Source organism: Martinezella miluonensis, assembly GCF_900094545.1.
Classification (GTDB): Bacteria; Pseudomonadota; Alphaproteobacteria; order Rhizobiales; family Rhizobiaceae; genus Rhizobium; species Rhizobium miluonense.
The window spans coordinates 24,431-38,226 of sequence record NZ_FMAH01000031.1 but is presented as its reverse complement, the minus strand read 5'-3'; the positions used below and the strand labels follow the sequence as shown (position 1 = coordinate 38,226).

Sequence of the window (13,796 nt, the reverse complement as noted above, 5' to 3'; positions counted from 1 at the left end):
CTCACGTCCCAAGAAGAAGTTTCTTGCCCGCTCTGGAAATCCACGAACCGGAGTTTTCGCTCGGCTCCACGCCACCCTTCTTCAGCAGCTGAAAGGAATCGGAGTACCAGCGGCTGTCCGGATAGTTGTGGCCGAGAACGGCGGCTGCCGTCTGGGCTTCAGGCACGATGCCCATCGCGTAATAGGCCTCGACCAGACGCGCCAAGGCTTCCTCGATCTGGTTGGTCGTCGGGTACTTCTCAACGACGATGCGGAAGCGGGAGATGGCGGCAAGATAATCCTTGCGCTCAAGATAATAGCGCCCGACCTGCATTTCCTTGCCGGCGAGTTGGTCGCGGGCAAAGCGGATCTTTTCCTGCGCGTCGCTGACATATTGCGACTTCGGATAATTGGTGACGAGCTTGCTCATTGCCTCGATCGTCTGCTGCGCCGCACGCTGGTCCTGCGTGATGTCGACGATCTGCTTGGCGTAGGACGAGCCGACCAGGTACTGGACGTAATCGGCATCTTCGGAGGCCGGATACTGCCGCAGGTAGCTATTGCCCGTCTGTACGGCGTCGTCATAGCGACCTGTACGGAACTTCACGAAAGTGCTCATCACCATCGCCTTGCGCGCCCATTCGGAGAAGGGCTGCTGCTGGTTGATGGCATCGAACTTCTTGCCGGCTTCCGCCATGTTGCCGGCCTTGATATTGGCGAGGCCCTGATTGTAGAGCAATTCCGGCGGATCGGTATCGACACCGAGCTTGGTGATGTCGATATCCTTCTTCGTATTACAACCGGTCACCACAGCACTGGTACCAGCCAGGAGAAGCGATACGAGCAAAGCCCGTGCTGCGATATTCATGCTTTCAGACCTTGCAAAACTCATCGGATCACTGTCCCACTAGCCGTCGTTGCGGAGACGGCGTTCTCTCGCTGGCGTTTCTAGCCGTAAAAACACCATCAGGGCAACGCATTGATGATGCATTAACGCATTTTTGTGGCAAAGGCCGGATTTCAGCAGGCTTTAATCACTGTTTTGACAGGGAATTCCTTTGCCGCTCACCTGATTTTCACGTCCTGCTCCAACCGAAGACAAAGCTTGCGAGTCGCCTGTCAAAAAAAGAGCCGCTCCTCATCAGAGCGGCACTCAATTTCATCGCGATTCCGAAAGGTCACGCCGACCAGGGGGCGAATTCCGGAGCGTTTACCGGAACGAAATCGCGGCTGTGAGCACGCTGACGCTGCGCCGAAGACTCGACGACATCATAAGCACTGGGATCGCTCAGCAGCGCCTTGAGAGCATTCGCATTCATCCGATGGCCGCCGCGATAGGAGCGGTAATGGCCGATGAACTGCGCGCCGGCAAGCGCGAGATCTCCAACGGCATCCAGCGTCTTGTGACGAACGAATTCATCCTTGGCGTAACGCAGGCCTTCGACGTTGATAACCGTATTGTCGTCGGAGATGACGACGGAATTCTCAAGCGACGAACCCAGCGCGTGGCCCGAAGCCCAGAGGCGTTCGACGTCGCGCATGAAGCCGAAGGTGCGCGCACGCGACAGTTCCGTCTTGAAGCTCTCGGCGGTCAGGTCGCCTTCCCATTTCTGTCGGCCAATCAGCGGGCATTCGAAATCGATCTCGACTTCGAATCGTGTGCCGTCATATGGACGAAACTCGCACCAGGAACCGCCGGCCTCGATGCGCACCGGCTTGGTGACGCGGATATAGCGACGCTTGGCGCTGAGCGAGACGATACCGGTCTGCTCGATGGCTTCGATGAAGGGATAGGAACTGCCGTCCATGATCGGCATTTCGGCGCCGGTGACTTCCACGACGACGTTATCGAGGCCGACCGCGTAGATCGCAGCCATGACATGCTCCACCGTCGCAACGGAGCGCGCCGGAGAAAAGCCAAGAACCGTGCAGAGATCCGTATTGCCGACCTGCGAGGAAACGGCACGCAGCTCGGTCACATCGCCATTACCATGCAGGCGCTGGAAAACGACACCGGTGCCTGCCTCAGCAGGATAGAACGTAATCGACACATTGGCGCCGGAATGAACGCCGATACCCGAAAGTGTCACAGGGTTTGCAATAGTGGTCTGAAAACCCAGCAATCCGATTGCCATATAATTCTGCCTTCGTCTGTCTGATCCATGCTGGGTGGCCATCTTCGGACGCTTACCCTTCTCGCCGGTTCAGTCTGTTAACTATGCCGCTCTCTTACAAAAGCTCGCTGCCAAATGTGATTCCGCAGCCTTGCTTGGTATTTACATACGCGCCGGGGCACAGCATTCCAAATCACTGTTTCTTTCGCATTGTTACGAAAGCAGCTGATTGAATTTGTTGGATAATTTCGGATATGACAACAAGTCTAAAATAAGGAAATCCGGAGCCTTGCGGCCCCGGATTTCGTCAAGATGGTTAGCGACCTATTAAAAGGTCGTTCAGCATCAGGTCAGTTCGACTGGCGGCGCAGGAAGGCCGGAATCTCGAGCTGATCGTCTTCATGGTTCGCCATGCGTGCCTGCGGAGCCTGACGGCCCTGGTCGTCGAGGTTGCCGCGACGCGGAGCGTAGAGGCTGGCTTCCGGCGACGGTGCCCGGCGCTGCGGCGCTGCGTTCGTCGAGGCCATCATGTCATCGAAGGCCGGATCTTCTTCGCGGCGGCCGAGCGAATTGGTGATTCGCTTCAGCAGGCCCATCGGGCCACGCTCTTCGGTGGCCTGGGGGGCTGCCGGCTGGGCGCGGTGTTCCATTTCAGCCTTAACGACCGGCGGGAAATCCTCGACCTTCGGCATGCGAACCTGCTCGGGAGCCTGACGGATGATCGGCTGCTGATGCATGACCGGTGCCTGCTGCTGAGGCTGCGCCTGAACCGGGGCCTGACGGACCGGCTGAGCTTCCGGAGCAGCTGCGAAGATGCGGCTCTGCGGACGGAAGCTATCTTCCGGCGCTGCGGCCTGCGGCATTACCGGCTGCTGCTGGACATGAGCCTGACGGCTCATCTGGATTTCCAGCTCGCGCTCGAGATCGGCCTCTGCCGCACGAATGGTCTGGGCAACCGGGTCCACGGTACGAGGAGCCGGAGCGGCAGCCTGTGCGGTATGGGCCTGCGCGACATGGGCAGGCTGAGCTGCGGCCGCTACCGGAGCGGCGGCCGCGGAAGGACGCATAGCCGGCTTGGCGGCCGGACGGAATTCCATTCCTCTGTCGGCAGCTTCGTTCATCGCGCGGTCGATACCCGTTGCGACGACGGAAACGCGGATGATGCCTTCCAGCGATTCGTCGAAGGTGGCGCCGAGTATAATGTTGGCGTCGGGATCGACCTCTTCGCGGATGCGGGTTGCAGCTTCATCGACTTCGAACAGGGTCAGGTCACGGCCACCGGTGATCGAGATCAGCAGGCCCTGTGCGCCCTTCATCGAGGTTTCGTCGAGCAGCGGGTTGGCAATGGCGGCCTCGGCGGCCTGCATTGCACGGCCCTGGCCGGAAGCCTCACCGGTGCCCATCATGGCGCGGCCCATTTCGCGCATGACCGAACGGACGTCTGCGAAGTCGAGGTTGATGAGACCTTCCTTCACCATCAGGTCGGTGATGCAGGCAACGCCCGAATAGAGAACCTGGTCGGCCATCGAGAACGCGTCGGCGAAAGTCGTCTTGTCGTTTGCGATGCGGAACAGATTCTGGTTCGGAATGACGATCAGCGTGTCGACCGACTTCTGCAGTTCCTGGATACCCTGTTCGGCGAGACGCATGCGGCGGCCGCCTTCGAAGTGGAACGGCTTGGTGACGACGCCGACGGTCAGGATGCCCTTGTTGCGAGCGGCCTGTGCGACGACCGGTGCGGCACCCGTACCCGTACCACCGCCCATGCCGGCGGTAACGAAGCACATATGCGTGCCATTGAGGTGGTCGATGATTTCATCGATGCACTCTTCAGCGGCTGCACGGCCGACTTCCGGCTGCGAACCGGCGCCAAGACCTTCCGTGACGTTGACGCCGAGCTGGATGATCCGCTCCGCCTTCGTCATGGTCAGCGCCTGTGCATCAGTGTTGGCGACGACGAAATCGACGCCCTGCAAGCCTGCCGTGATCATGTTATTGACGGCATTGCCGCCACCGCCACCAACACCGAACACGGTGATTCGCGGCTTAAGCTCGGTGATATCTGGCTTATGCAGCTTGATAGTCATTGTACCCGTTCCTTCTCTTTATGGCCGCATCGCCACGCCGGCCAATTCACTCGATTTCACTTGCCTGACGCTTACCCGGAGAAACGACCTCCGGATCAGGCACTCAAAAACTCTCTTTCAACCATTGGCCGACACGGCCGATCCGGCTGTTGTTACCCCCAAGCGACGAGAGCAGACCGCTGCTCGGCGCATGTGTTTCCATGTCTGCGACCTGCGGATAGATCATCAGGCCGACCGCCGTCGAAAAAGCCGGCCCCTTGGCTGCCGTCGGCAGACCGGACACGCCCATCGGACGACCGATGCGGACATTGCGGGCAAGGACCCGGCGCGCCACATCAGGCAAACCGGTCAGCTGGCTGGCGCCGCCCGTCAGGACGACACGCTTGCCGACGATCGGGCTGAAGCCCGAACGCTGGATGCGATCGCGAATGAGTTCGAGGGTTTCCTCGATACGAGCCTTGACGATGCGCGACACCAGGGCCTTCGGCACCTGCGTCGGCTGGTCACGCTCATCTTCGCCGATCGGCGGGATGGAAATCAGTTCGCGCTCTTCCGAGGAATTCGCCAGCGCGGAGGCATGGACGACCTTCAGACGCTCCGCATCCTCGATGCGGGTGGAAAGGCCACGAGCGAGGTCGGTCGTGACGTGATGGCCGCCAAGGCTGACGGCATCGGTATGCACAAGCTTACCCTCGGCGAAGACCGAGATCGTCGTCGTGCCGCCGCCCATGTCGATCGCTGCGCAGCCCAGCTCGACTTCGTCGTCGACGAGAGCGGCAAGGCCGCTGGCATAAGGCGTCGCCACCATGCCTTCGACCGAAAGATGTGCGCGATTGATGCAGAGTTCGAGGTTACGAAGCGCGGCGCGCTCGGCCGTCACGACATGCATGTCGACACCGAGAGCGTCGCCGAACATCGCAAGCGGGTCGCGGATGCCACGCTCGCCGTCGAGCGAGTAGCCTGTCGCCAGCGAATGCAGCACGGCGCGCTCCTGGCGGACCGACTGCTGGCAAGCGGCGGCCAGTACCTTCTTGAGATCGTTTGATTCGACTTCCTGCCCGCCCAGGTCGATGGTCGCGGTATAGATATCGCTGCCGAGACGGCCAGCCGAGACATTGACGATCAGGCTGTCGACGGTGAGGCCGGCCATGCGCTCGGCCGCATCGACGGAGAGCCGGACGACACCTTCCAGCGCGTCGAGATCGGCGATCACGCCGGTCTTGATACCACGGGAGCGCTGATGGCCGATGCCGATGATCTCGATGTTATGCGTGCGGTTCGGCAGAACCTGGCTCTCTTCGCGCGGCGTCAGACGGCCGATCATGCAGACGACTTTCGTCGAGCCGATATCGAGAACCGAGACGATGTGCGACCGCTTGGAAGACAGCGGCTTCAACCGCGGCAGGCCGAAATGAGACGAACCGAATAAGCTCATGTATCCTGCCCTGCTTTCTTCAAAGCCTTGTTTCTTGCATCGACCGCGGCCTGGCGGCGAAGCGTTGCGTCGGGGGTCAATTCTATTGCGGTACGATCTGCGAGACGAAGATCCACGGCAGCGATGTCGCGCTGCAGAAGGCTCTGGTCCTTGTCGAGCTTGGTAAGCCGCGCCAGCGCGCCATCGATATTGTCTTCCGGCAGCCTGACGATCACGCCGTTGTCGAGATACAGATCCCAGCGACGGCCGGCGACGCGGACGAATGCTTTTACCTGAGCGTGAATATCAGGCCATTTGGCAAACGCCTCTTCCACGGAAGCGGCCGAGGTCTCTGCATCGCGCCCGACAAAGAGCGGCAGCTTGGCAAACTTGTTGTCGCGCAGCGGCGCGATCACGCTGCCGTCCTTCTGGATCAGCGAAAGTTCCGCCCCGTGCTGCCAGATGGCATAGGCCTTGCGCTCTTTCAGCTTCACTTCGACGGTCTTCGGATAGACCTTGCGAACCTCGACATTCTGAACCCAGGGCAGATTGGCAATCTTCTGGCGAGCAGCATCCGCATTGAGGGCCACGAGCGAGGTCGTACCATCGAGGCCGAGCAACTGCAGGATTTCGATTTCAGAAGTCTCATCGTTGCCGGAGACCTTCACATCCTCGATCGCGAACCCAGCAGCGGACGTCGTCGCCTCTGCAACTGCCTGGCCATGACCACCGACGGACATGCCATAAAGGCCGGTGACAGCAAAGAGCAGGACGGTCGAGACCGTACCGGTGTGAGCGGGAATATTGATACGACCCGAACCGAGGCTAACCAGGAAGCGGACTGCACGGCGCAATGGACGCGGCAGGACGAACGCATCTTCGACGTCATCGATGGCGAGCGGGACGCGATGACGGGACCGCCTCATATTTTTGACCGTCAGCGCAAACAAGACGCGTCCTCCACCATCCACCGGAGAAATTCACCAAACGAGTAGCCGGCATGAGCAGCCATTTCGGGCACCAGCGAGGTAGGAGTCATACCGGGCTGAGTGTTGATCTCCAGCCAGATAAGTTCACCTTCTTCGGAAAAGCGATCATCGAAACGGAAGTCAGATCGACTGACGCCGCGGCAGCCGATAGCTTCATGCGCCCTTAACGATAATGTTTGTATCTTTTGGTAAAGATTCGGTGAAATTTCCGCCGGCAGGACATGTTTTGATCCACCTTTGGCATACTTCGCGTCGTAGTCGTAGAAGCTGTGGCCGAGCGGCACGATCTCGGTAACGCCGAGAACCTTACCTCCCATCACCCCGCAGGTCAGCTCGCGGCCATGAATATAGCGCTCGACCAGCACCTCATCGCCATAGCGCCACTCCGAAGACGTTATGATTTGCGGCGGATGCGCCTGATCTTCCTTGACGATCACGACACCAAAGCTCGACCCCTCGCGCACCGGCTTGACGACATAAGGCGGCTTCATCGGATGCTCGCTGACGATGCGGAAACGATCCATGACGAGCGAAGCTGCGACGGGAATGCCAGCAGCGGCCGCGACCGTCTTTGCCCGCGCCTTATCCATCGCAAGAGCCGAGGCAAGCACGCCGGAATGGGTATAGGGAATCTGGAGGTATTCGAGGATACCCTGAATGGTGCCGTCCTCGCCGAACGGTCCGTGCAGAGCATTGAAGACGACATCCGGCTTCAGCTCGGCCAAACGGCTGGCAACATCATGATCGACGTCGACGCGAGTGATCTGAAAGCCTTCGGCTTCGAGGGCGTCAGCGCATGCCTTTCCCGAGGAAAGGCTGACAGGCCTCTCCGAGGAAAATCCGCCCAAAAGGACAGCCACATGCTTGGCACCCATTAATACCCCCGACTTCACGGTCTCTGCTCTGCTTTTGCCGGGCCTCGCCTAACAGCGATTCTCGCCCCGCTTTCAATAGGTCGATTAGAACAACATTAAGGTTAATGAAGCGTTTACTTTCGTTAACTTTCGGCCGCTCTGCTGATGCTCGAATGGTTCGAATCAAATCGATCTAAAGAATTCTGCCATTAGATTCAGAGAGTTGCTACTTTTGAAATCGCTACATTTAGATTTTTCAAACAAAGAGGCCCGCATCGAAGGATCCGATGCGGGCCTGAAAGCCTTAAAATTGCACGCTGATTTTACTCGCTATCGTCGACCAATTTCCAGACGAGGCCGCCCAATGCACCCCCCACGATCGGCGCGACCCAGAACAGCCAAAGCTGCTGCAGCGCCCAACCGCCGACGAACAGGGCCTGACCTGTCGAACGGGCCGGATTGACCGAGGTGTTGGTGATCGGGATGGAAATCAGATGGATCAGCGTCAGTGCCAAGCCGATGGCGATCGGCGCGAAGCCAGCTGGCACCTTGCTGCTCGTCGATCCGAGAATCACGACGAGGAAGAACAAGGTCAACACGATCTCGGCCACAAGAGCCGATACCATGGAGTAGCCGCCGGGCGAATGCTCTCCGTAACCATTCGCAGCAAAGCCGCCGAGCTGGAAATCAGCCTTGCCGCTGGCGATCAGATAAAGCACGGCAGCAGCGGCGATGGCACCGACGACCTGCGCGATGATATAGGGAATAAGCTGCCCACCGGGAAAACGGCCGGCCACGGTCAGGCCAACCGATACGGCTGGATTGAAGTGCCCGCCCGATATGCCGCCGACGGCAAAAGCCATAGTCAGCACAGTCAGACCGAACGCGAAGGCAACACCAAGAAAACCAATACCGAGGCTCGGAAATGCTGCTGCGAAGATCGCGCTGCCGCAGCCGCCAAATACGAGCCAGAATGTTCCAAGAAATTCAGCTATAAGCTTTTTCTGCATGAAATATTTCCCCTTTGCCCTCAACCGAAGCGAAAATCAGCCATTTACGAAAAGATTCCGGGAAGGTCTCGCCGGAAAGACACATACGCGGTGGCAAACATTCGCCCAGTTGCTCGCGAATCAACCATTGCGGCTAAATAGTAGCATGCAACCGTTGATTTCTTGCGCAGTTGGCGTTTGCGTTGAACAAAAATTACGCTAAGGACAGATTCTGTCCGCTAAGTACCCCTTAGAATCGTCCAAAATGGTGGGAACATGACTGACGCGATATCTCCTTTATCGCCGACCCCCTCGTCATCGAACAACGCCGTTGCCAATTCTCCGGCACGTGTTCTGATCGCGAGCCTTATCGGCACAACGATCGAATTCTTCGATTTTTACGTTTATGCGACGGCGGCGGTTATCGTCTTCCCGAAGCTGTTCTTCCCTGCAAGCGACCCGACATCTGCAACGCTGCAGTCTTTCGCAACCTTTTCCATCGCCTTCTTCGCGCGCCCGATCGGCGCGATGATCTTCGGGCACTTCGGAGACCGGGTCGGCCGAAAGGCAACGCTTGTCGCGGCCTTGATAACCATGGGCCTATCGACGGTGGTGATCGGCCTGCTGCCGACCTATACCTCGATCGGCGTTCTCGCACCGATATTGCTGGCGCTTTGCCGGCTCGGCCAAGGCCTCGGTCTCGGCGGCGAATGGGGCGGCGCAGTGTTGCTCGCCACGGAAAACGCTCCGGAAGGCAAGCGCAGCTGGTACGCCATGTTTCCGCAGCTCGGCGCACCGATCGGCTTTATCCTGTCGGCAGGTCTGTTCCTGATCCTGCGCGAGAGCATGGCTGATGCGGACTTCCTCGACTATGGCTGGCGCATTCCCTTCCTGATCAGCATCGTGCTCGTTGCCGTCGGCCTTTATGTCCGGTTGAAGATCACGGAAACTCCGGAGTTTCAGCGCGCCATCGAGAAGGAAGAACGGGTTTCCGTTCCGATCGCGGTCATCTTCCGCTCGCACTTCCGCAGCCTGATCCTCGGCACCATCATCGCGGTCGCCACCTTCGTGCTGTTCTACCTCATGACGGCCTTCACGCTGAGCTGGGGCACCCGGCCTCCCGGCAACGCTCCGCTGCCGGCAGGTCTCGGCTACTCGCAGGGCCAGTTCCTCGTCGTCCAGCTCGTCGGCGTCGTGTTCTTCGGCCTGATGATCCCGCTCTCCGGCCTGTTGTCGGACCGCTATTCGCGCCGTCTGGTTCTGATCCTGACGACGATCGGCATCCTCATCTTCGGCCTGTTCTATTCGTCGCTGCTGACGGCCGGCCTTGCGGGTGCCTTCGTCTGCTCGATCATCGGTCTGGCATTGATGGGCTTCACCTATGGTCCGATCGGCGCCGCGCTGGCAGCGCCCTTCCCGACCACGGTGCGCTATACCGGCGCCTCGATGACCTTCAATCTCGGGGGCATCGTCGGTGCGTCTCTGGCTCCCTACATCGCCACATGGCTCGCAACGACCTACGGCCTCGTCTATGTCGGCTATTATCTGGCCGCCGCCGCCCTGCTCTCGCTGATCGGCATACTACTCTCGGGCAATGACGAAGTCTGAGAAAACAAGCATAACCAATTGAAAAGGCCGGGTGAAAACCCGGCCTTTTTCTTGAATCAATTTAAGAGGTTTGGGCCGATTGCGGCACCAATCTATTCCGTCGTAACGCCCTGGAACGGGCGAACTTCGCGACCGGGCATGAAGTGGCCGAAGCGCTTGATTTCCCATTCCAGCTTGACACCGGAACTCTCGAAGACCTCGCGGCGTACCTGTTCGCCGAGATATTCCAGATCGTAGCCCGTCGCCTGCTCCATGTTGATCATGAAGTTGCAATGCAACGACGACATCTGCGCGCCGCCGATCACAAGACCGCGGCAACCGGCTTCATCGATCAGCTTCCAGGCGGAAAGGCCTTCAGGGTTCTTGAAAGTCGACCCCCCGGTCTTCTCGCGAATGGGCTGCACCGTCTCGCGATGCGCACGCACGGCATCCATCTCAGCGCGGATCTTGGCGCGATCTTCGGGATAGCCTTCGAAAAGGACATGCGTGAAGATCAAGTCTTCCGACGCGTCCGAATGCCGATAGCTGTAGCCCATCTCGGCGTTGGTCAGCACATGCTTTTCGCCCTTGCGGTCGATTGCATGAACTTCAATGACGCGCTCGCGGGTCTCGGCGCCATTGGCGCCGGCATTCATCCGCGCGGCGCCGCCGATACTGCCCGGAATGCCGTAGAAGAAATGGAAACCGCCAATGCTGTTGTCCATCGCCATGGCGGCGACGTGCTTGTCCGGGCAGATGGCGCCGGCCAGAATACGGTTCTCACCTGCAAGCTCGACCGCGCCGAAGCCCTTGGCCGAAAGCCTGAGGACGACGCCCGGAATGCCTCCGTCGCGCACCAATATGTTCGACCCCACGCCGACGACCGTCAGCGGTACTTCTTCCGGCAGGATCTTCAGGAAGGCGATCAGGTCGTCCGTATCGTGCGGCTGAAACATGAGCTCCGCCAATCCACCGGCGCGAAACCACGTGACGCGATCCATCGGCGCGTCCGGCGTCAGCCTTCCCCTGATGTCCTTTACGCTGTCGCCGAGCGACGCCAGAAGCTTTTCTCCATTTACCTGTTTCATGCGGATTTACCCGAGAGGCCTTCCAATTCCTTTGGCAATGATGCTGCCCAATATGTGATACTGCCAGCCCCCAACAAAACCACAAAATCACCCGGTTGCGCAATCTCCGCAACCATAGCGGCAAGATCTTCCTGTGACGACAGATAGCGCGCGTCGCGATGACCGCTAGCCTTGATGCGCGACACGAGAGTCTGTGAATCCGCGCCTTCGATGGCATCTTCACCAGCGGCGTAGACCGGCGCCAGGAAGATGCTGTCGGCATCGTTGAAGCAGGCGGCAAACTCTTCGAAAAGGCTCGACAGGCGCGTGTAGCGATGCGGCTGATGCACGGCGATGACACGGCCCTTGCAGGCCTCGCGCGCAGCCTTCAGCACGGCCTTGATCTCGACCGGGTGATGACCGTAATCGTCGAAAACCTTCACCCCGTTCCATTCGCCCGTCAGCGTGAAGCGCCGCTTGACGCCGCCGAAGGACGCCAGCCCCTTGGCGATCGCCTCGTTGGAGATGCCCAACCGATTGGCAACGGCAACAGCCGCCGTCGCGTTGGAAATATTGTGACGTCCGGGCATCGGCATCACGAGATCCTTGATATGGATCACCTTGCCGGTGCGGCGTCTGCGAATTTCGACATCGAACAGCGACCGCGTGCCTTCGACGCGCACATTCATGAAACGCACGTCGGCCTGCGGATTCTCACCATAGGTAATGACCTTGCGGTCCTCGATGCGCCCCACGAGCGCCTGCACTTCCGGATGATCGATGCACATCACGCCGAAGCCGTAGAACGGCACGTTCTCGACGAACTGCCGGAAAGCCGCGCGGACGGCATCGAAATTGCCGTAATGGTCCAGGTGCTCCGGATCGATATTGGTAACGACCGCGACATCGGCGGGCAGCTTCAGGAACGTGCCGTCGGATTCGTCGGCCTCGACAACCATCCACTCGCCCGCGCCCATGCGCGCATTGGTGCCGTAGGCATTGATGATGCCGCCATTGATGACGGTCGGATCGAGCCCGCCGGCTTCCAGAAGCGTCGCCACGAGCGACGTGGTCGTCGTCTTGCCGTGCGTGCCGCCGATGGCGATCGCATTGCGGAAGCGCATGAGTTCGGCGAGCATTTCGGCACGACGCACCACCGGCAGCAGCTTCTCGCGCGCAGCAATGAGTTCCGGGTTACTCTTCTTGATGGCAGTGGAAACGACCACGACTTCCGCGTCGCCGAGATTCTCCGCCTTGTGACCGATATGGACCGGAATGCCCTTGTCGCGCAGCCGTTGTACGTTGGCGCTTTCCGATTGGTCGGATCCCTGCACGCGATGGCCGAGGTTATGCAACACCTCGGCGATGCCGCTCATCCCGATACCACCGATACCGATAAAATGCACAAGGCCGATTGCCTTCGGCAGCTTCATACGCCTGCCCCCTTGAATTGCTGAATTGAACGTCCCCCGGCAATAGCCTCAACCATGTCGGCAAGCAAGTTAGCCGCATCCGGCTTGCCTGCCTGCTTGGCGGCCGCCGCCATCTTGGCGAGTTTTTCCGGCATGGTCATGGAGCCGCGCAGGATCGTGGAAAGCTTTTCCGGCGTCAGTTCCGATTGCGCGATGACCTTGACGCCGCCGGTTGCCGCCAGTGCTGCGGCATTGGCCGCCTGATCGTGATCGAGCGCATGCGGATAGGGCACCAGGATGGCCGGACGGCCGATTACTGCCAATTCAGATACCGTGGAAGCACCGGAACGGCAGAGAACCAGATGTGCAGCACCGATACGCTCGGCCATATCGTTGAAGAATGGCGCGACATCGGCGCCCATCTCCAGCTTTCTGGTGCAGCTGTTGACCGTCTCCATATCCTCGGGACGCACTTGCTGCGTGATCCGCAACCGCTTGCGCAGCGGCTCTTCCAACAGGCTGATGGCCGTCGGCACCGCTTTTGAGAAATATTGTGCGCCCTGGCTGCCGCCGAAAACGACCAGATTGAACGGATCGTCCGGAACGGAAGGCACATAGGGCCGCTTCGCAGCTTCGATGACGGCCGGACGTACGGGGTTGCCCGTTGTGACCGTCTTCTCCCCAAACGGCCCCTCTTCCGAAAGGAAACCGCCCGCAATCGCCCGCACCCGCGTCGCCAGCATCTTGTTGGCGCGGCCCATGACGGCATTCTGCTCATGCAGCATCGACGGCACGCCCATGCGCGTAGCCGCAAGCAATGGCGGAACAGTCGGATAACCGCCGAAACCGACGACGCAGACGGGCTTGATTCTCTGGATCAGCTTGCGCGCGGCGCGCATGCCCGTCCACAGCGTCCAAAGGGCGCGCGCAACCTTCAACGGGCTCTTCGAGCCGATCGTTGCCGAGGGCACGACGTGGATCTCATCGGCCGGAAATTTGCCGGCATAGCGTTCGGCGCGGCTGTCGGTGACCAGGTGCACGGAATAGCCGCGCTCCTTCAGCTTGTAGGCCAGAGCTTCGGCCGGAAATACGTGGCCGCCGGTTCCGCCGGCGGCAAGAAGGACAATGCCTTTACTCATAATTTTCGCTCCAGCGAAGACCCCATTACTCGGGGCATCTCCCTGATATAGGAAGTCGCCACGACCGCGTCATCAGCGCGGACCAAGCCCCCCTCATAGACCGGCGCCTGTGCAAAAGCGACCGGAGAATGAACGGGAAGTATGGGGTGAAGTAAGGGCAAGTCC

At 59.7% G+C, this 13,796-nt stretch carries 11 protein-coding genes; 1 reads left to right on the top strand and 10 read right to left on the bottom strand.

Annotated features, from left to right (window positions below; translation table 11 throughout):
• Position 1: 1 nt before the first annotated feature.
• The 7 genes from GA0061102_RS22105 to aqpZ form a co-directional block, all read right to left on the bottom strand.
• Positions 2 to 871 carry an outer membrane protein assembly factor BamD gene (locus GA0061102_RS22105; RefSeq protein WP_208858686.1) on the bottom strand — a complete coding sequence of 290 codons (870 nt, stop codon included), beginning with the start codon at positions 869 to 871 and terminating at the stop codon, positions 2 to 4.
• Between the two features lie 286 nt (positions 872 to 1,157).
• The gene (gene lpxC / locus GA0061102_RS22100) at positions 1,158 to 2,114 is read right to left on the bottom strand and encodes a UDP-3-O-acyl-N-acetylglucosamine deacetylase (protein ID WP_092853250.1); all 957 of its coding nucleotides are present in this window, start codon (positions 2,112 to 2,114) and stop codon (positions 1,158 to 1,160) included.
• 329 nt (positions 2,115 to 2,443) lie between these two features.
• Positions 2,444 to 4,180 (bottom strand): cell division protein FtsZ, encoded by a 1,737-nt coding sequence (ftsZ, locus tag GA0061102_RS22095; RefSeq protein ID WP_092853248.1) that lies wholly within the window; start codon positions 4,178 to 4,180, stop codon positions 2,444 to 2,446.
• Between the two features lie 103 nt (positions 4,181 to 4,283).
• Positions 4,284 to 5,615 carry a cell division protein FtsA gene (ftsA, locus tag GA0061102_RS22090; RefSeq protein ID WP_092853246.1) on the bottom strand — a complete coding sequence of 444 codons (1,332 nt, stop codon included), beginning with the start codon at positions 5,613 to 5,615 and terminating at the stop codon, positions 4,284 to 4,286.
• A complete protein-coding gene (locus GA0061102_RS22085) occupies positions 5,612 to 6,544 on the bottom strand; it encodes a cell division protein FtsQ/DivIB (RefSeq protein WP_092853244.1) in 933 nt (310 codons plus the stop codon). The genes ftsA and GA0061102_RS22085 overlap by 4 nt, the downstream gene beginning before the upstream one ends.
• A complete protein-coding gene (locus GA0061102_RS22080; RefSeq protein WP_092853242.1) occupies positions 6,532 to 7,458 on the bottom strand; it encodes a D-alanine--D-alanine ligase in 927 nt (308 codons plus the stop codon). Before GA0061102_RS22080 ends, GA0061102_RS22085 begins: the two co-directional genes overlap by 13 nt.
• Before the next feature lie 302 nt (positions 7,459 to 7,760).
• Positions 7,761 to 8,447 carry an aquaporin Z gene (aqpZ, locus tag GA0061102_RS22075; protein WP_092853240.1) on the bottom strand — a complete coding sequence of 229 codons (687 nt, stop codon included), beginning with the start codon at positions 8,445 to 8,447 and terminating at the stop codon, positions 7,761 to 7,763.
• Positions 8,448 to 8,702: 255 nt separating this feature from the next.
• Here aqpZ and GA0061102_RS22070 point away from each other — a divergent pair, with 255 nt between their 5' ends.
• Positions 8,703 to 10,034, top strand: a complete 1,332-nt coding sequence (locus tag GA0061102_RS22070) for an MFS transporter (protein WP_092853238.1) — start codon at positions 8,703 to 8,705, stop codon at positions 10,032 to 10,034.
• A 92-nt stretch (positions 10,035 to 10,126) separates the two neighbouring features.
• Here the strand turns inward: GA0061102_RS22070 and murB are convergent, their stop codons facing one another.
• Genes murB through murG form a run of 3 tightly spaced genes read right to left on the bottom strand, consistent with a single transcriptional unit; the run spans position 10,127 to position 13,631 of the window.
• On the bottom strand, positions 10,127 to 11,101 hold the full coding sequence (gene murB, locus GA0061102_RS22065; protein ID WP_092853236.1) for a UDP-N-acetylmuramate dehydrogenase: 975 nt from the start codon (positions 11,099 to 11,101) through the stop codon (positions 10,127 to 10,129).
• The gene (gene murC, locus GA0061102_RS22060; RefSeq protein WP_092853234.1) at positions 11,098 to 12,513 is read right to left on the bottom strand and encodes a UDP-N-acetylmuramate--L-alanine ligase; all 1,416 of its coding nucleotides are present in this window, start codon (positions 12,511 to 12,513) and stop codon (positions 11,098 to 11,100) included. The genes murB and murC overlap by 4 nt, the downstream gene beginning before the upstream one ends.
• On the bottom strand, positions 12,510 to 13,631 hold the full coding sequence (murG, locus tag GA0061102_RS22055) for an undecaprenyldiphospho-muramoylpentapeptide beta-N-acetylglucosaminyltransferase (protein ID WP_092853232.1): 1,122 nt from the start codon (positions 13,629 to 13,631) through the stop codon (positions 12,510 to 12,512). The genes murC and murG overlap by 4 nt, the downstream gene beginning before the upstream one ends.
• Positions 13,632 to 13,796 lie beyond the last annotated feature (165 nt).